Genomic DNA, 21,949 nt, shown 5'->3' with positions numbered 1-21,949 from the left:
GGAAAGAATGTCCGCGCGCACGACAGGCCGTCAGCGATCCGCCGACTCTTCACCCCTTCGGGGCGGGTTGGCGGATGCGTTCGAATCACGAAGCACGGCTGTTCCCCGCCGTCACCCTCGTGTGTGGCCCGCGTGGCCCCGACGGGCGAGCGCTTCTATCCGACCACGCGCCCGTTCAGCACCACCCGGCGCGGATCCGCCAGCACCCGGAGATCAGCGCGCGGGTCGGCGTCGTAGACCACCAGGTCCGCCGGGGCACCCTCCTCCAGGCCGGGGCGGCCGAGCCACGTGCGGGCCGCCCAGGTTCCGGCGGCCAGGGCCTCGACGGGCGGAATGCCGGCCTTGGCCAGCTCCGCGACCTCCTCGGCGGCGAGCCCGTGCGGGAGCGACCCGCCGGCGTCCGTGCCGACGAAGACGGGGATGCCGGCGTCGTAGGCGGAGCGCACGGTGTCGTAGCGCCGTTCGTGGAGCCGGCGCATATGGGCCGACCAGCGCGGGAACTTCGCCTCGCCGCCGTCGGCGAGCGCGGGGAAGGTGGCGATGTTGACGAGGGTGGGGACGATCGCCACGCCCCGTTCGGCGAAGAGCGGGATGGTGTCGTCGGTCAGGCCGGTGGCGTGCTCGACGCAGTCGATGCCGGCCTCGACCAGGTCCCGCAGGGAGTCCTCGGCGAAGCAGTGCGCGGTGACGCGGGCGCCCAGCCGGTGCGCCTCGGCGATCGCCGCCTCGACGGCGCCGCGCGGCCAGCACGCGGACAGGTCGCCCAGATCGCGGTCGATCCAGTCGCCGACCAGTTTCACCCAGCCGTCGCCGCGCCGGGCCTCCTGGGCGACGTACGCCGCGAGGTCGTCGGGCTCCACCTCCCAGGCGTAGTTGCGGATGTAGCGGCGGGTGCGGGCGATGTGCCGGCCGGCACGGATGATCTTCGGGAGGTCGTCGCGGTCGTCGGTCCACCGGGTGTCGGAGGGGGAGCCCGCGTCGCGCAGCAGGAGGGCGCCGGCGTCGCGGTCGGTGAGGGCCTGCTTCTCGGCGACGTCCTCGGGGACCGCGCCGTGCCGGTCGAGGCCCACGTGGCAGTGGGCGTCGACCAGTCCGGGAAGCACCCAGCCGTCGACGGTGTCCACCTCGCGGGCGCCGGCCGGGCGGTCGTAGGAGATCCGGCCGTCGACGACCCACAGCTCGTCGCGGACCTCGTCCGGGCCGACGAGGATCCGCCCCTTCACGTGCAGCACCGCGCGTTCGCTCATGCCCGCACGATAGTTCGTCCGGCCGCGGCCCTGAACGGGCGCTCCCGCTCCCTGCCGCTACAGTGGCCGGCAGGAAAGTCTGTGCGGTTCGGGGTACTGGGGCGGCTGACCGTGTGGCGGGCCGGGGTGCCGCTGGGGCTCGGGACGCCGAAGGGGCGGCTGATCCTGGCGGTCCTGCTCAGGACGAGCCGGTCGTCTGGAACGCCGGCTGAGGACGGCCGCGCGGGCACCGCGCGGTGTTACCCCGGGAGGGCGGCGCTAGCGGGCGCCGCCCTCCTTCTCGTCGTCGGCCTTGTGCACGCCGGACGTGCGGACCCGCTCCCCCTCGAACGTCCCGCTGTCGGCCTCCTGGACGCCGGCCATGGCCGGGTCGAGGAGCCGCGACAGGAAGTGGCGGGTGCGTTCGTGCCGCGGGGCGCCGATGACCTGGTCGGGGGTGCCGTCCTCGACGATCACCCCGCCGTCCATGAAGACGACCCGGTCGGCGACCTCGCGGGCGAAGGTCATCTCGTGGGTGACGACCATCATCGTCATGCCCTCGTCCGCCAGCATCCGCATCACCGCGAGGACGTCGCCGACCAGTTCGGGGTCGAGCGCGGAGGTCGGCTCGTCGAACAGCATCACCTCGGGGCCCATGGCCAGCGCGCGGGCGATGGCGACGCGCTGCTGCTGGCCGCCGGAGAGGGAGGACGGATAGGCGTCCGCCTTCTCGGCGAGGCCCACCCGCCTCAGGTTCTCGGCGGCGACCCTCGCGGCCTGCGCCTTGTCCCGGCGCAGCACCCGGCGCTGCGGCAGCGTCAGGTTCTCGGTCACCGTGAGGTGCGGGAACAGGTTGAACTGCTGGAAGACCATGCCGATCCGGCGGCGTACGGCATCGATGTCGACGTCCGGGTCGGTGAGTTCCGTGCCGCCGACGAAGACCTGGCCCCGGGTCGGTTCCTCCAGGAGGTTCACGCACCGCAGCAGGGTCGACTTGCCCGAACCGGACGGGCCGATGACGCAGACGACCTCGCCCCTGTCGATCTCCAGGTCGATGCCGCGCAGCACCTCGTTGGTGCCGAAGGACTTGTGCAGCGTGCTGACGCGGATCTCCGGTCGGCTCATTTCACGGCCTCCTGGGCCTTGGCCTCCATGCGCCGCACGACGAAGCCGAGCGGGATGGTGATCAGCAGGTAGCACAGGCCGGCCACCAGGATCGGGGTGGAGTTGGCGGTCTGGCTGGCCAGGTCGCGGCCGTACTTGGACAGTTCGCGTTCCTCCAGGGTGACGCCGAGGAACAGCACCAGCGAGGAGTCCTTGAAGAGCAGGACGAGTTCGTTGGTGAGCGGCGGCAGGATGATCCGGAAGGCCTGCGGGATGATGACGGAGATCATGGCCCGGGCGGGCGAGAAGCCCAGTGACCGTGCTGCCTCCATCTGTCCCTTGGGCACCGCCTGGATGCCGGCCCGGATGGTCTCTGCCATGTACGCGGCGGCCACCAGGCCGAGCGCGAGGGCGACCTTGCCGTAGGTGCCGCCGACGATCTCCGTGCCGGGGAAGGCGAGCGGTACGGCGACGCCGATGAAGATGAAGATCAGCAGGGCGGGCAGGCCGCGGAAGATCTCGATGTAGATCCCGGCCAGCCAGCGGTAGGGCCCGACGGAGGACAGCCGCATCAGCGCGATCAGCATGCCGAGGGCGAGTCCGACGGCGAAGCCGGTGACCGTGTACAGGACGGTGTTCTTCAGCGCGAGCGTGATGACGTCGGGGAACATCCGCTCGGCGATGTCCGCCTGTGCGAACTGGTTCTGCAGCCGGTCCCAGTCGGCCGCGACCGCGAAGGCGATCACGGCGGCGACGAACACGGCGTACTGGATGCCGCGCGACAGGCTGCGCTTCTGGCGCCGGGTCAAGCCCTTCTTCTTCGGCTGGAGCGACTGCTTCTCCGGGTTCGCCGGGGCGGCCATCAGGCGGCCGGGGACGCGGCGGACTCGTCGTACGGGCCGATCCACTGCTCGTACAGCTTCTTGTACGTGCCGTCGGCCTTGGCGTCGGCGAGCGCCTTGTCGACGGCCTCGCGCAGCGCGGTGTTGCCCTTCTTGACCGTGAAGCCGTACTGCTCGCCGGTGTCGAGCTGCTCGGCGACCTCGAAGGCGTCGGCGTTGGCCTCGTCCTTGAGCCAGCCCTGGACGACCGGGTAGTCGATGACGACGGCCTTGACCTGGCCGGTGCGCAGGCCGTTGAGGACGGCGTCGGAGGACTCGAAGGAGACCGGGTCGAAGCCCTCGCCCTTGACGTGGTCCTCGCCGGTGGTCTGCGCCTGGGCGCCCAGCTTGACGTTCTTCTCCTTGACGTCGGCGAGGGAGGTGACGCCGCTGCCCTTGTCGACGAGGACGGCCTGGGTGGCGTCGAAGTACGGGTCGGAGAAGTCGACGTTCTTCTTGCGCTCCTCGGTGATGGTCATGCCGGCCGCGGCCAGGTCGCACTCCCCGGAATTGAGGAAGGCGCCGGTCTTGAAGTTCTCGAAGGGCGTGTCGAGGATCTGCTGCCGCACGCCGAGGTCGTCGGCGACCAGGTCGATCAGGGCCACGTCGAAGCCCTGGACCTTGCCGTCGATCTCCGACTGGAAGGGCGGGTACGGCAGGTGGGTGCAGGTGGTGAGCTGGCCCGCCTTGACGAGCTCGACCCCGCCGGCGGTGGTGGAGCCGCTGCCTCCGTCGTCGCTGGAGGTACAGGCGGTCAGGAGCACCAGCCCGGCCGTCGCGGTGGTGGCGGCCAGTATGCGGGTCCGGCGGCCGGGGAGCGTCTTCACGGGGGCCTCCTGTCAGAGAACGATGCGTTCCGATTATAAGGAAAGGTTTGAGGTGCCCAAACCAATCCCAGGGCATACGGGTGCTCCGGCCTAAGAACCCTGCGGTCCGGGGCCCCGCGATCGACGGTTTACCCTCGATCGCGTCGTGTCCGCGCAGTCGCGAAGCAGAGAGAGCCCCGCCGTGACCCACCTTCTCCTCGGTCTGCCCCCGCTGAGTGCCGCGCGCTTCGCCTCGATCGAGGACCGGGTGGCACGGCTGCTCGGCACCCGGCAGGACGTCGTCGTCATGCAGGGCGAGGCGCTGCTGCCGCTGGAGGGCGCGATCCGCGCGGCCGCCGGCCCCGGCACGACCGCGCTGAACGTCATCACCGGCCCCTACGGGCAGACCTTCGGCGACTGGCTGCGGGACTGCGGTGCCACCGTGATCGATCTGGCGGTGCCCTTCCACACGGCCGTGACGGCCGGGCAGGTCGAGGCCGCGTTCGCGGAGCACCCGGAGATCGACTTCGTCTCCCTGGTGCACGCGGAGGCGGCGACCGGGAACACCAACCCGGTCGCCGCGGTCGGCGAGGTGGTGCGGGAGCACGGGGCGCTGTTCTACCTGGACGCGGTGGCCTCCATCGGCGCGGAGCCGGTGCTGCCGGACGCGTGGGGCGTGGACCTGTGCGTGATCGGGGCACAGAAGGCGATGGGCGGCCCGGCCGGGGTGTCGGCGGTGTCGGTGAGCGAGCGCGCCTGGGCGCGGATGGCGGCGAACCCGAGGGCGCCGCGCCGCTCCTATCTCTCCCTGCTGGACTGGAAGGAGCGCTGGATCGACGGCGGCCGCGAGGCGCTGCCGCACGCGCCGGCGCAGCTGGAGATGCTGGCCCTGGAGGCGTGCGTGGAGCGCGTCGAGGCGGTGGGCCCGGACGTCGTGATGGCGCGGCACGCGTCGGCCGCGGCGGCGACGCGGGCGGGCGCCCTGGCGCTGGGCGGGGGCCTTGAGCCGTATGTCCACGACGCGGCGGAGGCGGCGCCCGTGGCCACGACGCTGCGGGCACCGGCCGGCACGGTGGCCGCGGACCTGGTGGCCCGCGCACTGGCCGCCGGCCCCGCGGTCCCGCTGGCCGCGGGCGGGGGCGCGCTCGCCAAGGAGATGATCCGCGTCAACCACTACGGCTCCGAGGCGACGCTCGACGTGGTGCGGTCGAGCCTGACGGCGCTGGCCGCCGCGCTCGGCGAGTCCGGCGCCGGCGTGGACACGGAGGGTGCCCTGCGGGCCGCGGAAGCGGCCTGGGGCTGATCGACGGTCCTGGAATTCCGTGAGATTATCGGAATCCTACGCACGCATTCTCCAGCGTCATTCTTCCGCTTAATTCTTGATTACCTTGCGGAGCAGCTTCCCGTCTTCTTCTGCCCGCTTTCTCCGGTCCTAAACGCCACGATTTCGAGAAGGCGGAAGCGGTGCATCACGGGAGTTACACAGTTGTGACCGGTTCCACATCGAGTCCGTTTTGCACTGTATGCACCAGGCGAATCGGGGCATTTCACCGAGCTTTCGCGCGGACCCGCCCGCCCGCGCGATAACACAGATCACGCTCGTACGTAACCCCAGCAGACGATGCAATTTTGAATTTACCTCGGTAAGTTCAATTCGCATGACTGCCGCACAAGCAGACCTGCAAATCGACCGCCCGACCGTGGCGGACGGAGCCGTGCTGTGGCGGATAGCCAGGGACTCGAAGGTTCTCGACCTGAACTCGTCGTACAGCTATCTGCTGTGGTGCCGCGACTTCGCCGCCACCTCGGCCGTCGTGCGTGACGAGCACGGCGAGCCGATCGGCTTCGTCAGCGGATATCTGCGGCCGGACAGCCCGCGCACCCTGCTCGTCTGGCAGGTCGCGGTCGACGCGTCGTACCGCGGCCGCGGCCTCGCCGCCGCCCTGCTCGACGGTCTGGCCGCCCGGACCGCCGCGGAGCACGGAGTGGACACCGTGGAGACCACCATCACGCCGGGCAACACCGCGTCCGAGCGCCTGTTCACCGCGTTCGCGGAGCGCCACGGCGCCCTGCTGGAGCGCGAGGTGCTGTTCGACGCCGGACAGTTCCCCGACGGGCCGCACGACCCCGAGGTCCTGTACCGCATCGGACCGTTCGCGCTCTGACCGCCGGCCCGCCCCGCCCGCACCCCCTGATCTTCCGACTTCCTCTGACCTCCCACGCCACCGAGGAGCGATTCGTCGTGACCATCACCCAGCCCGACCTCAGCGTCTTCGAGACCCTCGAGTCCGAGGTGCGAAGCTACTGCCGCGGCTGGCCCGCCGTCTTCGACCGTGCGCACGGCAGCCGCATGTACGACGAGGACGGCCACGAGTACCTCGACTTCTTCGCCGGAGCCGGCTCACTCAACTACGGGCACAACAACCCCGTGCTGAAACGCGCGCTCATCGACTACCTGGAACGCGACGGCGTCACCCACGGCCTCGACATGTCGACGACCGCCAAGCGCGCCTTCCTGGAGTCCTTCCAGAACTGGATCCTGCGCCCGCGCGACCTGCCGTACAAGGTCATGTTCCCGGGCCCGACGGGCACCAACGCCGTGGAGGCCGCGCTGAAGCTGGCGCGCAAGGTGAAGGGGCGCGAGGCGATCGTGTCGTTCACCAATGCCTTCCACGGCATGTCACTGGGCTCGCTCGCGGTGACCGGAAACGCGTTCAAGCGGGCCGGCGCCGGCATCCCGCTGGTGCACGGCACCCCCATGCCGTTCGACAACTACTTCGACGGCCAGGTGCCGGACTTCCTGTGGTTCGAGCGGCTCCTGGAGGACCAGGGCTCCGGCCTCAACAAGCCCGCCGCCGTGATCGTGGAGACCGTGCAGGGCGAGGGCGGCATCAACGTCGCCCGGCCCGAGTGGCTGCGCGCCCTGGCCGAGCTGTGCGAGCGCCAGGACATGCTGCTCATCGTCGACGACATCCAGATGGGCTGCGGCCGCACCGGTGCCTTCTTCTCCTTCGAGGAGGCCGGCATCACGCCCGACATCGTCACCGTGTCCAAGTCGATCAGCGGCTACGGCCTGCCGATGGCGCTGACGCTGTTCAAGCCCGAGCTGGACCTGTGGGAGCCGGGCGAGCACAACGGCACCTTCCGCGGCAACAACCCCGCCTTCGTCACGGCCACCGCGACCCTGGAGGCGTACTGGGCCGACGGGTCCGCGATGGAGAAGCAGACCCGTTCGCGCGGCGAGCAGGTCGAGCAGGCCATGGCCGCCATCGCCGAGGAGAACCCCGCCGCCGTCAAGGAGTACCGCGGCCGCGGCCTGGTGTGGGGCATGGAGTTCCACGACAAGGAGCGGGCGGGCCGCATCGCCCGGCGCGCCTTCGAGCTCGGCCTGCTGATCGAGACGTCCGGCCCGGAGAGCGAGGTCGTCAAGCTGCTCCCCGCACTGACCATCACCCCGGACGAGCTGGACGAGGGCCTGCGGACCCTCGCCCGTGCCGTCCGCGAGACAGCCTGAAACACACCGTCCGAGCCGAGGAGGCATCGCAACACCGTGATCGTCCGTTCGTTCAAGGAGATAGAAGGCACCGACCGGCACGTGAAATCCGCGTCCGGCACGTGGGAGAGCAAGCGCATCGTGCTCGCCAAGGAGAAGGTCGGCTTCTCCCTGCACGAGACGATCCTGTACGCGGGTACGGAGACGTCGATGTGGTACGCGAACCACATCGAGGCCGTCGTCTGCACCAAGGGCGAGGCCGAACTGACCGACCGCGAGACCGGGAAGACGTACACCATCACGCCCGGCACCATGTACCTCCTCGACGGCCACGAGCGCCACACGCTCAAGGTCAAGGAGGACTTCCACTGCATCTGTGTCTTCAACCCCCCCGTCACCGGACGGGAGGACCACGACGAGAACGGCGTCTACCCGCTGCTCACCGAGGAGGTGTGAGTCACCGTGACCACGCACACGAACGTCACCGATCTCTACCCCACCCGCGGCGCCACCGAGGTGGCCACTCCCCGGCAGGACCCGGTCGTCTGGGGCTCCCCGGACACCCCCGGCCCCGTCTCGGCCGCTGACCTGCAGGCCCTGGACCGCGACGGCTTCCTCGCCATCGACCAGCTCATCGGGCCGGACGAGGTGGGCGAGTACCAGCGCGAGCTCGAGCGGCTGGTCACCGACCCGGACATCCGTGCGGACGAGCGCTCCATCGTGGAGCCGAAGTCCAAGGAGATCCGGTCCGTCTTCGAAGTGCACAAGATCAGCGAGGTCTTCGCCAAGCTGGTGCGCGACGAGCGGGTCGTCGGCCGGGCCCGGCAGATCCTCGGCTCGGACGTCTACGTGCACCAGTCGCGGATCAACGTCAAGCCGGGCTTCGGTGCCAGCGGCTTCTACTGGCACTCCGACTTCGAGACCTGGCACGCCGAGGACGGCCTGCCGAACATGCGCACCATCTCGGTCTCGATCGCGCTCACCGAGAACTACGACACCAACGGCGGTCTCATGATCATGCCGGGGTCGCACAAGACGTTCCTCGGGTGCGCGGGCGCCACGCCGAAGGACAACTACAAGAAGTCCCTGCAGATGCAGGACGCGGGGACGCCGTCGGACGAGGCGCTGACGAAGATGGCCTCGGAGTACGGCATCAAGCTGTTCACCGGCAAGGCGGGCTCGGCGACCTGGTTCGACTGCAACGCCATGCACGGCTCCGGCGACAACATCACGCCGTACCCGCGCAGCAACGTGTTCATCGTCTTCAACAGCGTCGAGAACGCGGCGGTCGAGCCCTTCGCGGCGCCGATCCGGCGCCCGGAGTTCATTGGGGCGCGGGACTTCACCCCGGTCCGCTGAACCCGCCCCGGCCGGGGGCCCGGGGGTCGCTCCCCGGACGGACACAGCATTGGGGCGCGGGACTTCACCCCGGTGAAGTGACCGTGTGACACAGACCGCGGGCCGGGCCTCCTCGTGTGGGACAAGGAGGCACCGGCCCGCTGCCGTGCCCGGCGGCGGGTCAGCCGCGCAGCGCGTCCAGCAGCCGGTCCACGTCGTCCGCCGTGTTGTACAGGTGGAAGGACGCCCGCAGGTTGCCCGCGCGGTCCGACACCTGGATCCCCGCCTCGGCCAGCTCCGGCTGGAGCCGGCCGAGGCCCGGCACGGAGACGATCGGTGAGCCGGGCGCGGGCACGGGCCGGTGGCCCAGGGCCGCGAGGCCGTCGCGGAACCGGTCGGCGAGGGCCAGGTCGTGGGCCCGGACGGCGTCCACGCCGAGCTCCTCGACCAGCCCGAGGGAGGCCCGCAGTGCCGCGTAGTCGAGCAGGGCGTGGCTGGTGTCGAACCGCCGCGCGGAGTGGGCGAGTTCGGTGACGGGGCCGTAGCAGCTGTCCCAGGGGTTCTCCCCGGAGGCCCAGCCCGCCTGCACCGGCGTCAGATCGCCGAAGTCCTCGGGGACCACGAGGAAGGCCGCCCCGTGCGTGCCGAGCAGCCACTTGTAGGCGATGGTGACGCTGTAGTCGCACAGGTCGGCCGTCACCGGGAGCCAGCCGGCCGCCTGGGAGAAGTCGACGTAGGTGCGGGCCCCGTGGGCGCGGGCCGCCTCGCGCAGCGCGGCCAGATCGGCGATCCGGCCGTCGGCGGACTGCACGGCGCTGACCGCGGCCAGCGCGGTGCCCGGCCGCACGGAGTCGGCGAGCCGCTCCAGCGGCACGGCCCGCACCTTGAGGTCGCCCCGGGTGTGGAAGGGGTTCAGTACGGAGGAGAAGTCGCCCTCCGCCGTGAGGACTTCGGCGCCCGCCGGCAGCGAGGCCGCGACCAGGGAGGTGTACAGGGCGACCGTCGCCCCGACCGCCACCCGCTCCACCGGGACGCCGGCCAGCCGTGCGTAGGCGGCACGGCAGGCCTCGACGTCGGCGAAGAGCGGGTTCAGCGAGGCGCCCTCGGCGCGCAGGCGCGCGGCGTCCTGGAGCGCGGCCACCGTACGGGCGGGCAGGAGGGCGTTGCTCGCGGTGTTCAGGTAGGTGTGCTTCGGGGTGAACTCGGTACGCACGAGGCTCTCGAAGGTCTCCATGGAACCACTCTGCGGCCCCGCCACCTCCCCGTCCATTGCCGCATTCTGCGCGGTACCGCAAAGGAACCCTTATGCATCCGCGCCGACCTGCGTTTTTCTACCGCCGGGGCCCTGCCTACTTCTGCGGCACCGCGCATCCGTCCGGGCCACAGGCCTCGGCGTCGGCGTCGCCGCCGGTCATCCGCAGCGGCGGGCGGTCGCCCCAGGCCTGGTTCAGGGCCTGGGCGAAGACCTCGGCGGGCTGGGCGCCGGAGACGCCGTACTTGCGGTCGAGCACGAAGAACGGCACGCCTCGCGCGCCGAGCTCGGCGGCCTCGCGCTCGTCCGCGCGGACCTCGTCGGCGTACGCCTGCGGGTCGTCGAGGAGCTTGCGCACGGCGTCCTGGTCGAGGCCGGCCTCGGTGGCCAGCTCGACGAGCCGCTCGTCGTCGTTGAAGACGGAGCGCTCCTCGCCGAAGTTGGCCCGGTACAGCACGTCGAGCAGCTCCGTCTGGCGGCCCTGCTCGCGGGCGAAGTGCAGCAGCCGGTGCATGTCGAAGGTGTTGCCGCTGTCCCGGCCCCGGGTGGCGAAGGGCAGGCCCTCGGCGGTGGCCTGGGCGATCAGGTTGTCCTGGGCGGCCTCGGCCTGTGCCTCGCTCATCCCGTACTTCTCGGCGAGCATGGGGACCACCAGCTGGACGTCGTCCTTGGCCCGGCCCGGGTCCAGCTCGAAGGACCGGTGCACCACCTCGACCTGCTCACGGTGCGGGAAGGAGGCCAGTGCCTTCTCGAAACGGGCCTTTCCCACGTAGCACCAGGGGCAGGCGATGTCGCTCCAGATCTCGACGCGCATGGGCTCGGCTCTCTCCAGGGTCGTACGGCTGCGGAGACTCCCTCCGCGACTGGGTGAACCTTCAAGCACCTGTTTTCATTCCCTCAGCTGCCGTCCCGCAGGTCGTGCGGCCAGTGCGGCCGGTACTCGATGTGGTCGAAGGTCACCACGCAGCCCTCCCCCATCGGGGACTGCGTCATGAAGCCGGTCAGCGCGGCTCCGGTCTCCTTCTCGTCACCGAGGGTGAAGAGCCGGACGAAGGTCCAGCGCTCGCCGTCGCGCGAGGCGTGGAAGGCGAAGGCGCGGCCGGTGCGGCTCACCCGGAGCCAGATCGAACTGCCGTCCACAGTGAAGGAGTTGGCGTCGTCGGAGTGCCCCCGGGTGACCACGGTGCACAGGGTGGGCACGTCCGGCGAGTACTCCAGGCAGAGCTTGGCCCAGGCCCGCTCTCCGACATGGACGTAGAGCACGCCGGCGTCGAAGGTGGCGGCGAAGCCGACCGTGACCCGGGCGATCAGCTGGAAGTCGCCTTCGGGCGCGCCGAGGAGGCGCGGGGCGTCGGCCGCGGGGTCCAGGGCCTCCCCCGTGGGCGGCACGAAACGGTCCTGCCGGGGCCCCGCCCATCCGGTGAGGACGCCGTCCTCGTAGGACCAGGAGCCGTCGGGGCCGTAGGTGCGCAGCGGGAAGGGAAGCTCGGGGATGTCCAGGTCCATGGCGGGATTCTTCCAGGCGGCGGGCGGCTCCGGGGGGCCGGGGCCCGGTCCGCCGGGCGCCGCGGTCCCGGTCAGCGGGACTGGAGCGCGTCCAGGGCGACGGCCTGGGCGATGGCCAGGCGCAGGTCCAGGGCGGGCGAGGCCACGTCGACGACGTAGCGGTCGCGCAGGCCGATCTTCTTGTCGACCTTCATCACCGGTCCGCCGTCCGAGGTGAAGTCGAAGTGGTACGGCCAGACGAACGGCACCAGGTCGAACGGCAGGAAGTCCCAGATCCTGCGCGCCACGGCCACGAACCGGTTGCGCTCCCGCCCGACGGCGTCGACCGAGCCCGGCTGCTCCAGCTCCCAGGTGGAGCGCAGCAGGGAGGCGCCGAACTTCTTGCGGTAGGTGCCGAGGAGACGCTCCTGGTCGTCCCGCACGTCGTAGACGGCGCCCAGGTCGACGACCTGACGGGCGGTGGCGGTGCACAGGAGCTGCTTGCGGGACTCGTCGGTGTAGAACTCCATCCGCTCCTTGAGCGTCATCCGCTTCTGCTCGGCGAAGGCGAGGACCCTGCCGTCGGAGCCGTCCGGCAGCGTCTCGGTCACCACATAGCGGTTGACCATGAGGGTCATCTTCTGCCGGACGGTGAACCGGCCGCCGGTTGCCCCTGCTGTGCTGTCCACTGATGCGCTCCCGCGGGTCGTCGATACCGGCCGGCGCCGGTCATGGCGCCGACGCAGTCATCGTGCCCCCGCGCCCCGGCCCGCGCAGTCTCCGTAAGTCGCTGCCCGCGACGACCAAAGATGAGGAACCCCCGGCGGCCGCGTGTTCTCTTTCGTCGTCCGGCACCGCACCGAAGGGGGGACGCGACCGCCCGGGGGCTGCCGTCTATGGTCTGCGCGTGGACGTAAGCGAGACACCCCGTACCGGCCTGTCGCTCCGCTCCCGGCTCGCCGCCGCTTCCCCCTGGCCGCGTCAACGGATCGTCGGGGAGGCCGTGCTCGCCCTGGTGCTCTCCGGGACGGCGGGCCTCCTCCACACGACGAGCGGCGGGTCCGCGGTGGCGATCATCGCCCTGATGCTGGGCACCGTCGTGCTGTCGCTCGCCCGGCGCGCGCTGCCGGCGACGGTGCTGCTGATCTCCTCGGCCCTGGCCGGGGCGATCGTCGGCGTGTTCGCGCTGCTGATCTGCGCGAGCTGGTCGGCGGGCAGCCGGATCAAGCGCCCGGCGCACGCGCTGGGCGCGTACGCGGCCGGGCTCGCCCTCTACTTCGCCCTCACCGTCCTGACCGCGGGCGAGGAGGAGCTCGGGCTGTCGCTGCTGCTGACGGCCGTCCTGAGCGTGACCCCCTTCCTGGTGCTGGCGGTCGTGCCCGGGCTCGCCTCCCGGTACCGCGCCCAGCGCCACGCCCTGCTCGACGCCCTCCAGCGGCACAACGCCCAACTGGTGCGCGAGCAGGCGATGGTGGCGCGGCAGGCCCGGCTGCTGGAACGGCACCGCATCGCCCAGGACATGCACGACAGCCTCGGCCACCAGCTCGCCCTGATCACCGTGCACGCGGGCGCCCTGGAGGTTGATCCGGATCTGAGCGACCGCCAGCGCGAGGGCGTGGGCATCCTGCGGGAGGCGTCCAGGACGGCGATGCGGGAGCTGCGCGAGGCCGTGGGCATCCTGCGGGACGACGCGGGGGCACCCGAGCCGGACCGCGAGGACACCGAGCCCTCGTCGGCCCGCGTGGCGGCCTCCGTCGACCGGCTGGTGGAGGCGTCCAGGGCGGCGGGGGCCAGGGTGGAGCTGCGCCGTTCCGGCACCGAGCGGCCGCTCGCGCCCGCCGCCGACCACACGGTGTACCGCATCGCCCAGGAGGGTCTGACCAACGCGCACAAGCACGCGCCGGGCGCCCCGATCACGGTGGCGCTGTGCTACGAACCGGACAGCCTGGTGGTGGAGGTGGCCAACGGTCCGGTGCCGGCCGGGGCGCCCGCGGGTCCGCCCGCGATCAGCGGCGGCCAGGGCCTGGCGGGGCTCGAGGAGAGGGCCCGGCTGGTCGGCGGCATGGTGCACCGCGGTCCGACGCCGGACGGCGGGTTCCGGCTCGCGGGTGTCCTGCCCTACGGCAGCGGCGAGACGGTGGCCCGCCCCGGCGCGGCGACTTCCGTCGTCGCGGGTGACGACTTCCGGAGGCAGAGCGGCGAGGTCCCTGCGGGCCACGGTGGAGGGGTCATCGAGCACCGCTCCGATCCGCAGAAGGAGTTCGCCGCCATCATGAGCAGCAAGAAGAACGTCGCCCTCGGGTGCGCCCTCACCGCCGTGGTCCTCGTCGTGGGCGTGGGCGCCCTGCTGGTGTGGGCGGGGTCGAAACTGGTGGACGAGGTGGAGAAGGGCGTCATACCGGCGAGCGTGTACGAGTCGGCCGAGGTGGGCGACGCCGAGGCGGACCTGCGGAAGAAGTTCCCGTCAGGGGGCTCGCTGCTCACCGAGGGCGTGGAGAAGGACGGCCCGCCGCTGCCCGAGAACGCCGACTGCGAGCACTTCGTGGACGACGAGGAGGACATCGTCTACCGCTTCTGCTTCCGCGACGGGAAGCTGTCCTCCAAGGAGTCCTACCCGCACAAGATATGACCGGCCGGTAGGACGCCGCACGCCTGACGGCATCGGGCATGATGAGCGGGCTCCGTTTGTCATACCGACACCGCGCAGGAGGCCGCGTGATCCGGGTCCTCGTCGCCGACGACGAGCCGCTCATCAGGGCCGGCATCAGGATGATCCTCACCTCGGCGGAGGACATCGAGGTCGTCGCCGAGGCACGCAACGGCCGGGAGGCGGTGGAGACCGTGCGCGGCACGGCGGTCGACGTGGCGCTGCTGGACATCCAGATGCCGGTGATGGACGGGCTGACCGCGCTGGCCGAGATGGGCCGCGCCGCTCCGGGGGTGCGCGTGCTGATCCTGACGACGTTCGGGGAGCGCGACAACGTGCTGCGGGCGCTCGGCCACGGCAGCGCGGGCTTCCTGCTGAAGGACTCCGCACCGCAGGAGCTCATCCACGCGGTGCGCGCGGCGGCGGCCGGCAACGCCTATCTGTCCCCGGCCGCCACCCGGCATGTGGTGGACACGCTCGCCTCCCCCGCCGCCACCGTGCGCGCCGAGGAGGCCCGCCGCCGACTGGCGGGCCTGACGGCACGCGAACGCGAGGTGCTGGCCCTGCTCGGCGAGGGTCTGTCCAACGCGGACGCCGGTGCCCGCCTGCACATGAGCGAGGCCACGGTGAAGACGTACGTCAGCCGGATCCTGACCAAGCTCGACTGCGAGAACAGGGTGCAGGCGGCGCTCCTGGCCCGGGACGCGGGCCTGGAGCCGAGCGCGGGCTGAGCGGGCTCAGCGCTCCAGCCGGCCGTTGAACCGGCGGGGCAGGCCCAGCGGGTTGTCGTCGCGCAGTTCCTCGGGCAGCAGGGCCTCGGGCGTTCCCTGGTAGACGACCGGCCGCAGCCACCGCTCGATGGCGGTGCCGCCCACCGACGTGGAGGTGGAGGTGGTCGCCGGGTAGGGGCCGCCGTGGTGCTGGGCCGGGGCGACCGCGACGCCCGTGGGCCAGCCGTTGACCAGGACCCGCCCGGCCAACGGGGTCAGCTCCCGCACCAGTTCCGCCCCGCGGCCCTGCCCCGCCGCCTCCTCGGCGGAGAGCTGCACGGTCGCCGTGAGGTTGCCCGGCAGCCGCGACAGCACCTCCCGCACTTCGCCGTCGTCCTCGTAGCGGGCCACCACGGTGACCGGCCCGAAGCACTCCTCCAGGAGCAGGTCGTGCTCGCCCTCCCGGGCCAGCCGGCTCGCCGGGACGGTGAGGAAGCCCGCACTGACGGTGTGCTCGCCGCCGGCGCCCGGGGTCACCGGGGAGTCGACGTCGGGCAACTGGGCGCGCTCGGCGACGCCGGCGACGAAGTTGTCGCGCATGCGGTGGTCGAGCAGGACGCCCGCGTCGGTGTCGCTGACGGCGTCGGTCAGGGACTTCAGCAGCGCGTCACCGGCCGGGCCCGCGGGGGCGAGGACGAGGCCGGGCTTGACGCAGAACTGGCCGACGCCCAGCGTCATCGAGCCGGCGAGACCGGCACCGATCGCCTCGCCGCGCTCGGCGGCGGCGGCCTCGGTGACGACGACCGGGTTCAGGGAGCCCAGCTCACCGTGGAAGGGGATCGGGACGGGCCGGGCGGCGGCCGCGTCGAAGAGGGCGCGGCCCCCGCGGACCGAGCCGGTGAAACCGGCCGCCGCGACCAGCGGGTGACGGATCAGCTCCAGGCCGGCGTCGAAGCCGTGCACGAGGCCGAGCACGCCGTCGGGGATGCCGTGCCGGGCGGCGGCCCGGCGCAGCACCTTGGCGACCAGCTCGGACAGGGCGGGGTGGTCGGGGTGGGCCTTGACGACGACCGGGCAGCCGGCCGCGAGCGCGCTCGCGGTGTCGCCGCCGGCCACGGAGAAGGCGAAGGGGAAGTTGGACGCGGAGTAGACGGCGACGACGCCCAGCGGGATCTTGTAGCGGCGCAGGTCCGGAATGGGCGGGGTCGCGGTGTCGTCGGGGTGGTTGATGACGACGTCGAGGAAGGCGCCCTCGTCGACGATGCCGGCGAAGGCCCGCAGCTGGTAGCAGGTGCGGGCGAGCTCGCCGGTGAGCCGGGCCGGGCCGAGCGCGGTCTCCGCGTCGGCGGCCTCGACGAGCTGGTCCCGGGCCGCCTCGAGCTCGTCGGCGGCGCTGCGCAGGAAGGCTGCCCGGACGGTGCGGTCCGTCAGCGCGCCGCGCGCGTCGTGCGCGGCGCGGACGGCGGCATCGACCTCCTGGGCTGTGGCCTCCACCGCAACCTGTTCACGCTGCTTCCCGGTTCGGGGGTCGACACTCCAGACTGGTGCTGCTGCCACCGCGGGTCCCTCCACTTGATTGCCGCATGCAATGCCGCAGTATGTACGTCATCCATCAAGGTGTTCGATATACTGAACACCGTCTCCATGGATGAACCTGCAGTGGAGACTATTTCCCGGCGAACGAAGGGGTCAAGGGCGATGTCGGCTGGCGAGACAGGCGGCGGGGCGCAGGTCAAGTCCGCGGTGCGGACCGTTGAACTGCTCGAATACTTCGCCGGGCGCCCCGGTATGCATTCCCTGGCGGCGGTCCAGGAGGCCGTCGGCTATCCCAAGTCGAGCCTGTACATGCTGCTGCGCACGCTCGTGGAGCTCGGCTGGGTGGAGACGGACGCGACGGGCACGCGGTACGGCATCGGCGTCCGGGCGCTGCTGGTGGGCACGTCGTACATCGACGGCGACGAGGTCGTCGCGGCGGCCCGGCCCACGCTGGACCGGCTGTCGGACGACACCACCGAGACCATCCACCTCGCCCGGCTCGACGGCACCAACGTGGTCTATCTGGCCACCCGCCAGTCGCAGCACTACCTGCGCCCGTTCACCCGGGTCGGCCGCCGGCTGCCCGCCCACTCGACCTCGCTCGGCAAGGCGCTGCTGAGCACGTACTCCGACGAGCAGGTGCGCAAGATGCTGCCGGAGACGCTGCCCGCCCTGACCGAGCACACCATCACCGACCGGGAGAAGCTCATCGAGGAGCTGCACCTGGTGCGGGAGCAGGGCTTCGCCGTGGACCGCGAGGAGAACACCCTGGGGCTGCGCTGCTTCGGTGTGGCGATCCCGTACCGCACGCCCGCGCGGGACGCGATCAGCTGCTCGGTGCCGGTGGCCCGGCTCACCCCGGCACACGAGCAGATGGTCAAGGACGCCCTGTTCGACGCCCGCGACCGGCTGACCCTGGCCACCCGGAGGCTGTGACCCGTGGACATCGCCCTGCGCCCGGTGCACGACAGCGATCTGCCCGTCTTCTACCGGCAGCTGAACGACCCCGAGGCGCTGCGCATGGCGGCCTTCACCCCCGAGGACCCGGCCGACCAGGACCGCTTCGACGCGCACTGGGCGCACATCCGCAGCTCGCCGGAGATCGCGGTGCGCACGGTGCTGGCCGACGGTGACGTGGTGGGGCACGTGTCGGTCTACGGCGAGCCGGGCGAGCGCGAGGTGACGTACTGGGTCGACCGTGCCCACTGGGGCAAGGGCATCGCCACGACCGCCCTGCGCGCCCTGCTGACCGAGGTGACCGAACGCCCGCTGTACGCACGCGTGGCCGCGGACAACACGGGGTCGCGGCGCGTGCTGGAGCACTGCGGTTTCGAGGTCTCCGCCCACGCCTCGGGCTACGCACCCGCCCGCGGAGCCGAGATCGCCGAACTGGTCCTCACCCTGGACACCTGACCGGGCCTCCTCCTCGCGGCGGGAGCGGCACGGGGCGTCTCCGTGGATTGTTTCGACCATCACCGGCGTGTCCGGACTGCTCCTGAATCGTCCGGAGAACGTCACAGGCGTGTCATCGGCTGATACGTGCCCCGGATGCCTCCGTTCTCCATGGGTGACGGGCCCCGCACCGGGCGGGACCGTCCCTAGCGAGAGGTCCCAACTGCCATGCTGAACAAGCGACTTGCCCTTATCGCCGCGTCCGCCGTGACCAGCGCCCTGCTGCTGACGGCCTGCCAGGGCGAGGACACCGCGAGCGACAACACCGGCTCCGGTGGCTCGGGCACCCACTCCCCCGACGGCTCGGGCCACGAGGGCGGCGGAGCCGGCGCCGGGGGCGCCGGGGAGTGGGCGGGCAACAAGAAGGACGCCGCCTTCTTCGGCTCGGTCCTCAACGGTGCCAACGAGGTCCCGGTCGAGGGCAAGGCCGTGGGCGACAAGGACGGGCAGGGGCTCGCCCTCATGCGCATCCAGGGCGACCAGGTCTCCTACGCCTTCACCTTCACCGGCACCGAGACGCCCACCCTCGGCCACCTCCACCAGGGCACGAAGGGCGTGAACGGCGATGTGAAGATCCCGTTCTTCACCGAGCGGCTGGCGGACGGCAGCACGTTCGCCCACGGCACGGTCACCGTCAAGGACCACGATCTGCTGGAGGGCATCAAGACCAACCCGCAGAACTGGTACTTCAACCTCCACACCGACGAGTTCCCCGGCGGAGCGGTCCGCGGGCAGGCCTACAAGCTGCCCTCCGGCGTCCAGATACCCGACCACATCACCGCGGACACCCTCGACTCCGTGGTCGGATCGGTCCAGTAGCCCCGACGGCACCCGGCGGCGACGGCGGTGGCGACGCCACGCCGGAGCCGCCGGGGGCCCGGCCCGTTGGTCCGCTTCATGAACGCGCGATGAGAAACCGGGCGCAAGGGAACGATGCGCCCCCTTTCGTTCGTCTGTCCGGACGCGATGAACAAGACGATCAGACGTGCCTCGGTCTTCACACTGCTGCTGGTGTTCGCCCTGCTGATCAGGGCGACCTGGGTGCAGTTCTACGACGGCCGGGCACTGGCGGACGACAACGACAACCGGCGCAACGCGATCGAGACGTACGCCGAGCCGCTGGGCGACATCATCGTGGCCGGGGAGTCGGTCACCGGCTCGGCGCGCACGGAGGGAGGCGATCTCGCGTACAGGCGCACGTACGAGAACGGCCCGCTGTACGCGGCCGTGACGGGCCACGCCTCGCAGGCCTACGCCCCCACGCAGTTGGAGGGCATCTACGCGGATCTGCTCAACGGCACGGACCCGCGGCTGAAGACGGTGATGGACACCGTCACCGACCGGCGGGCCGATCCGGGCAACGTGGTGACGACCATCGACCCCGCGGTGCAGAAGGCGGCGTACGAGGCGCTGGGCGACACGAAGGGCGCGGCCGTCGCCATCGACCCGAGGACGGGCCGGATCCTCGCGGTGGTGTCGACGCCGTCGTACGACCCGGAGTCGCTGACCGACGCCAACACCGCGGGTGAGGCCTGGAAGAAGCTCACCGCGGACCCGGACAAGCCGCTCACCAACCGGGCGCTGCGCCAACCGCTGCCGCCGGGTTCGACGTTCAAGCTGGTCGTCGCGGCCGCCGCGCTGGAGGACGGGCTGTACGCGTCGGTGGATGAGAAGACCGACAGCCCCGACCCGTACCGGCTGCCGGGCACCGTCACCGACCTCACCAACGAGAACCCCGACGCGCCCTGCGAGAACGCCTCGCTCCGCGTCGCGCTCCAGTACTCCTGCAACAACGTCTTCGCGAAGACGGCCGTCACCCTGGGCCAGGACAAGGTGCGGGCGATGGCCGAGAAGTTCGGCTTCAACGACGAGACGCAGGACGTGCCGGTGCGCGCCTGGACCAGCGTGTACCCCACGGACATGGAGCCGTCGCAGACCGCGCTCACCGGAATCGGCCAGTTCGACGTGACCGCCACCCCGCTGCAGATCGCGATGGTGTCGGCGGCGCTGGCGAACGGCGGGGAGATGGTGTCGCCCCATATGGTCAGCCGGGTCACCGACCACGGCGGCGATGTGCTGAAGGACTACGACGAGGAGGCCGGCACCCGGCGGATCGTCAGCGCCGCCACCGCCGAGCAGCTCCGGTCGGCGATGGAGACGGTCGTCGAGGAGGGCACGGGATCCAACGCGCGGATCCAGGGCGCCACCGTCGGCGGCAAGACCGGCACCGCGCAGCACGGCGAGAACAACAGCCAGGTCCCCTACGCGTGGTTCACCTCGTACGCCACGTCGGACGCCTCGGACCGGGAGGTCGCCGTGGCAGTCGTGGTGGAGCAGTCGGACGCGGCCCGCTCGGAGGTCAGCGGCAACGGTCTGGCGGCGCCCATCGCCAAGGCGATGATGGAAGCCGCGCTGCGGGAGTGAACCTTTCGGACCGTCAGACCGTCTCTACGGACGGGCCGCCCTCTCCCCCCGGGGGCGGCCCGTCATCCTGTGTCAGCTCACGCCGAGGAACTGCTCGACCGGGTCGATCGCGAAGTACACCAGGAACAGCGCGGAGGCGCCCCACAGCAGCCAGTGGACCTCCTTCGCCCGGCCCAGCACCGTCTTGACGACGACGTAGGCGACGAAGCCGGCGCCGATGCCGTTGGTGATGGAGTAGGTGAACGGCATCACCGCGATGGTGAGGAACGCCGGAATGGCGATCTCGTAGCGGTCCCACTCGATGTGTTTGACCTGGGTCATCATCAGGAAGCCGACGGCGACCAGCGCGGGGGCCGCCGCCTGGAGCGGGACGATGGTCAGCAGCGGGGTCAGGAACAGCGCCAGGCCGAACAGTGAGCCGGTGACCAGGTTGGCGAAGCCGGTGCGGGCCCCCTCGCCGACACCGGCCGCCGACTCGATGTACGAGGTCGCCGAGGAGGCGGAGGAGGCACCGCCCGCGACGGCCGCGGCACCGTCGATGAGCAGCACCCGGCCGAGGCCCGGGACCCTGCCCTGCTCGTCGAGCAGCCCGGCCTCGGCGCTGACGCCGACGACGGTGCCCATGGTGTCGAAGAAGTCGGACAGGATCAGCGTGAACACCAGCAGGACGACGGTGACGGCCCCGGCCTGTCCGAACGCGCCGAACAGGCTGAACTCACCGATGAGGCCGAAGTCGGGGGCGTCGACGATCCGGTCGGGCCACTCGGGGGTGGTCAGTCCCCAGGTGCGGACGTCGGCGAGCGTGTTGATGACGATCGCCACCAGCGTCATGGTGACGATGCTGATGAGGATGGCGCCGCGCACCTTGCGGGCGAGCAGGGCGACGGTGAGCAGCACACCGAGGCAGAACACGAGCATGGGCCAGCCGGTGAGGGTGCCGGTGCCGCCCAGCTGGACCGGCACGGTGGTGCCCGCGGCGTCCGGGACGCGGCTGACGAAGCCGGCGTCGACGAAGCCGATGAGGGCGATGAACAGGCCGATCCCGACACTGATCGCCTGTTTCAGCGGTTGCGGGATGGCGTGCATGACGGCCTCGCGCAGCCCGGTCACCACCAGGAGGCAGATGAGCAGGCCCTCCAGCACGATCAGGCCCATCGCGTCGTCCCAGCTCATCAGGGGGGCGATCTGGAAGGCGACGACGGCGTTCAGGCCCAGTCCGGCGGCGAGCGCGAGCGGCAGATTGCCCCCGACCCCCATGATGACGGTCATCACGGCGGCCACCAGGGCGGTGGCGGTGGTGAGCTGCACGGCGTCGAGCTGCTCGCCGAACTTGTCCTCGGCGCTGCCCAGGATGAGGGGGTTGAGCACCAGGATGTAGGCCATGGTGAAGAACGTGGCGAAGCCGCCGCGTATCTCCCGGGCGAACGTGGACCCGCGCTCGGATATCCGGAAATACCGGTCGAGGCCGTGTACGGCGGGTGGTCCGGCGGCCGGCCGGCCGGTCTTCTGCTGCGCCTCGGACATACGACTGCTCCTCGCCGACGGGAAGATCGATGGGTGGATGCCGGCTGATTGTGCCCGCGTCGAACCTCGTT

Annotated in this window: 21 protein-coding genes; 11 read left to right on the top strand and 10 right to left on the bottom strand. The window is 71.3% G+C overall.

Annotation, left to right across the window (positions count from 1 at the left end):
- Positions 1–155: 155 nt before the first annotated feature.
- From AC5L3C_RS29530 to AC5L3C_RS29515, 4 genes are all read right to left on the bottom strand, one after another.
- On the bottom strand, positions 156–1,247 hold the full coding sequence (locus AC5L3C_RS29530; protein WP_493651983.1) for an amidohydrolase family protein: 1,092 nt from the start codon (positions 1,245–1,247) through the stop codon (positions 156–158).
- A 258-nt stretch (positions 1,248–1,505) separates the two neighbouring features.
- Complete coding sequence (locus AC5L3C_RS29525; protein WP_493651982.1) at positions 1,506–2,351, bottom strand: amino acid ABC transporter ATP-binding protein; 846 nt, start codon at positions 2,349–2,351, stop codon at positions 1,506–1,508.
- Complete coding sequence (locus AC5L3C_RS29520; protein ID WP_493654078.1) at positions 2,348–3,193, bottom strand: amino acid ABC transporter permease; 846 nt, start codon at positions 3,191–3,193, stop codon at positions 2,348–2,350. The genes AC5L3C_RS29525 and AC5L3C_RS29520 overlap by 4 nt, the downstream gene beginning before the upstream one ends.
- Positions 3,193–4,038, bottom strand: a complete 846-nt coding sequence (locus AC5L3C_RS29515; RefSeq protein ID WP_493651981.1) for an ABC transporter substrate-binding protein — start codon at positions 4,036–4,038, stop codon at positions 3,193–3,195. Before AC5L3C_RS29515 ends, AC5L3C_RS29520 begins: the two co-directional genes overlap by 1 nt.
- 181 nt (positions 4,039–4,219) lie before the next feature.
- On the opposite strand from AC5L3C_RS29515, the gene AC5L3C_RS29510 reads away from it, so the two are divergent.
- From AC5L3C_RS29510 to thpD, 5 genes are all read left to right on the top strand, one after another.
- The gene (locus tag AC5L3C_RS29510; RefSeq protein WP_493651979.1) at positions 4,220–5,320 is read left to right on the top strand and encodes a pyridoxal-phosphate-dependent aminotransferase family protein; all 1,101 of its coding nucleotides are present in this window, start codon (positions 4,220–4,222) and stop codon (positions 5,318–5,320) included.
- Positions 5,321–5,675: 355 nt separating this feature from the next.
- Positions 5,676–6,182, top strand: coding sequence for a diaminobutyrate acetyltransferase (gene ectA, locus AC5L3C_RS29505; RefSeq protein ID WP_125507496.1), 507 nt, complete (start codon positions 5,676–5,678; stop codon positions 6,180–6,182).
- A 77-nt stretch (positions 6,183–6,259) separates the two neighbouring features.
- Positions 6,260–7,531 carry a diaminobutyrate--2-oxoglutarate transaminase gene (gene ectB, locus AC5L3C_RS29500; protein WP_125507493.1) on the top strand — a complete coding sequence of 424 codons (1,272 nt, stop codon included), beginning with the start codon at positions 6,260–6,262 and terminating at the stop codon, positions 7,529–7,531.
- 36 nt (positions 7,532–7,567) lie between these two features.
- Positions 7,568–7,966 (top strand): ectoine synthase, encoded by a 399-nt coding sequence (locus AC5L3C_RS29495; RefSeq protein ID WP_125507491.1) that lies wholly within the window; start codon positions 7,568–7,570, stop codon positions 7,964–7,966.
- Positions 7,967–7,972: 6 nt separating this feature from the next.
- Positions 7,973–8,869 carry an ectoine hydroxylase gene (gene thpD, locus AC5L3C_RS29490; protein WP_164555747.1) on the top strand — a complete coding sequence of 299 codons (897 nt, stop codon included), beginning with the start codon at positions 7,973–7,975 and terminating at the stop codon, positions 8,867–8,869.
- Between the two features lie 160 nt (positions 8,870–9,029).
- On the opposite strand, the gene AC5L3C_RS29485 is transcribed toward thpD, so the two are convergent.
- The 4 genes from AC5L3C_RS29485 to AC5L3C_RS29470 form a co-directional block, all read right to left on the bottom strand.
- Positions 9,030–10,082 (bottom strand): aminotransferase class V-fold PLP-dependent enzyme, encoded by a 1,053-nt coding sequence (locus AC5L3C_RS29485; RefSeq protein ID WP_185930915.1) that lies wholly within the window; start codon positions 10,080–10,082, stop codon positions 9,030–9,032.
- Between the two features lie 115 nt (positions 10,083–10,197).
- Positions 10,198–10,914 carry a DsbA family oxidoreductase gene (locus AC5L3C_RS29480; RefSeq protein WP_493651978.1) on the bottom strand — a complete coding sequence of 239 codons (717 nt, stop codon included), beginning with the start codon at positions 10,912–10,914 and terminating at the stop codon, positions 10,198–10,200.
- Between the two features lie 83 nt (positions 10,915–10,997).
- Positions 10,998–11,606, bottom strand: a complete 609-nt coding sequence (locus AC5L3C_RS29475; RefSeq protein ID WP_493651977.1) for a DUF1349 domain-containing protein — start codon at positions 11,604–11,606, stop codon at positions 10,998–11,000.
- Between the two features lie 71 nt (positions 11,607–11,677).
- The gene (locus tag AC5L3C_RS29470) at positions 11,678–12,274 is read right to left on the bottom strand and encodes an LURP-one-related family protein (RefSeq protein WP_493651975.1); all 597 of its coding nucleotides are present in this window, start codon (positions 12,272–12,274) and stop codon (positions 11,678–11,680) included.
- A 218-nt stretch (positions 12,275–12,492) separates the two neighbouring features.
- Between AC5L3C_RS29470 and AC5L3C_RS29465 the strand changes: the two genes are divergently transcribed.
- Positions 12,493–14,214 (top strand): sensor histidine kinase, encoded by a 1,722-nt coding sequence (locus AC5L3C_RS29465; RefSeq protein ID WP_493651974.1) that lies wholly within the window; start codon positions 12,493–12,495, stop codon positions 14,212–14,214.
- Between the two features lie 86 nt (positions 14,215–14,300).
- Positions 14,301–14,963 carry a response regulator transcription factor gene (locus AC5L3C_RS29460; protein WP_493651972.1) on the top strand — a complete coding sequence of 221 codons (663 nt, stop codon included), beginning with the start codon at positions 14,301–14,303 and terminating at the stop codon, positions 14,961–14,963.
- Between the two features lie 6 nt (positions 14,964–14,969).
- Here AC5L3C_RS29460 and AC5L3C_RS29455 read toward each other — a convergent pair whose 3' ends face one another.
- Positions 14,970–16,499 carry an aldehyde dehydrogenase (NADP(+)) gene (locus AC5L3C_RS29455; RefSeq protein ID WP_493651970.1) on the bottom strand — a complete coding sequence of 510 codons (1,530 nt, stop codon included), beginning with the start codon at positions 16,497–16,499 and terminating at the stop codon, positions 14,970–14,972.
- A gap of 141 nt (positions 16,500–16,640) precedes the next feature.
- Here AC5L3C_RS29455 and AC5L3C_RS29450 point away from each other — a divergent pair, with 141 nt between their 5' ends.
- From AC5L3C_RS29450 to AC5L3C_RS29435, 4 genes are all read left to right on the top strand, one after another.
- On the top strand, positions 16,641–17,414 hold the full coding sequence (locus AC5L3C_RS29450) for an IclR family transcriptional regulator (RefSeq protein WP_125507478.1): 774 nt from the start codon (positions 16,641–16,643) through the stop codon (positions 17,412–17,414).
- A gap of 3 nt (positions 17,415–17,417) precedes the next feature.
- On the top strand, positions 17,418–17,891 hold the full coding sequence (locus tag AC5L3C_RS29445) for a GNAT family N-acetyltransferase (RefSeq protein WP_493651968.1): 474 nt from the start codon (positions 17,418–17,420) through the stop codon (positions 17,889–17,891).
- A 207-nt stretch (positions 17,892–18,098) separates the two neighbouring features.
- Positions 18,099–18,749, top strand: coding sequence for a CHRD domain-containing protein (locus tag AC5L3C_RS29440; protein WP_493651967.1), 651 nt, complete (start codon positions 18,099–18,101; stop codon positions 18,747–18,749).
- A 147-nt stretch (positions 18,750–18,896) separates the two neighbouring features.
- Entirely contained in the window at positions 18,897–20,354 is a 1,458-nt protein-coding gene (locus tag AC5L3C_RS29435) for a peptidoglycan D,D-transpeptidase FtsI family protein (protein WP_493654077.1), read from the top strand.
- 72 nt (positions 20,355–20,426) lie between these two features.
- Here AC5L3C_RS29435 and AC5L3C_RS29430 read toward each other — a convergent pair whose 3' ends face one another.
- On the bottom strand, positions 20,427–21,878 hold the full coding sequence (locus AC5L3C_RS29430; protein ID WP_493651965.1) for an NCS2 family permease: 1,452 nt from the start codon (positions 21,876–21,878) through the stop codon (positions 20,427–20,429).
- Positions 21,879–21,949: the final 71 nt, after the last annotated feature.

This window comes from Streptomyces speibonae, assembly GCF_984686075.1.
Note: the sequence above shows the minus strand (reverse complement) of the source record. Positions and strands in the feature narration are given on the sequence as shown.

Excerpts from the sequence above, each read along its gene's own strand:
- AC5L3C_RS29530 (WP_493651983.1), bottom strand. The coding sequence starts at position 1,247 with ATGAGCGAACGCGCGGTGCTGCACGTGAAGGGGCGGATCCTCGTCGGC.
- AC5L3C_RS29525 (WP_493651982.1), bottom strand. The coding sequence starts at position 2,351 with ATGAGCCGACCGGAGATCCGCGTCAGCACGCTGCACAAGTCCTTCGGC.
- AC5L3C_RS29520 (WP_493654078.1), bottom strand. The coding sequence starts at position 3,193 with ATGGCCGCCCCGGCGAACCCGGAGAAGCAGTCGCTCCAGCCGAAGAAG.
- ectA (WP_125507496.1), top strand. The coding sequence starts at position 5,676 with ATGACTGCCGCACAAGCAGACCTGCAAATCGACCGCCCGACCGTGGCG.
- AC5L3C_RS29485 (WP_185930915.1), bottom strand. The coding sequence starts at position 10,082 with ATGGAGACCTTCGAGAGCCTCGTGCGTACCGAGTTCACCCCGAAGCAC.
- AC5L3C_RS29480 (WP_493651978.1), bottom strand. The coding sequence starts at position 10,914 with ATGCGCGTCGAGATCTGGAGCGACATCGCCTGCCCCTGGTGCTACGTG.
- AC5L3C_RS29475 (WP_493651977.1), bottom strand. The coding sequence starts at position 11,606 with ATGGACCTGGACATCCCCGAGCTTCCCTTCCCGCTGCGCACCTACGGC.
- AC5L3C_RS29450 (WP_125507478.1), top strand. The coding sequence starts at position 16,641 with ATGTCGGCTGGCGAGACAGGCGGCGGGGCGCAGGTCAAGTCCGCGGTG.
- AC5L3C_RS29440 (WP_493651967.1), top strand. The coding sequence starts at position 18,099 with ATGCTGAACAAGCGACTTGCCCTTATCGCCGCGTCCGCCGTGACCAGC.
- AC5L3C_RS29435 (WP_493654077.1), top strand. The coding sequence starts at position 18,897 with ATGAACAAGACGATCAGACGTGCCTCGGTCTTCACACTGCTGCTGGTG.
- AC5L3C_RS29430 (WP_493651965.1), bottom strand. The coding sequence starts at position 21,878 with ATGTCCGAGGCGCAGCAGAAGACCGGCCGGCCGGCCGCCGGACCACCC.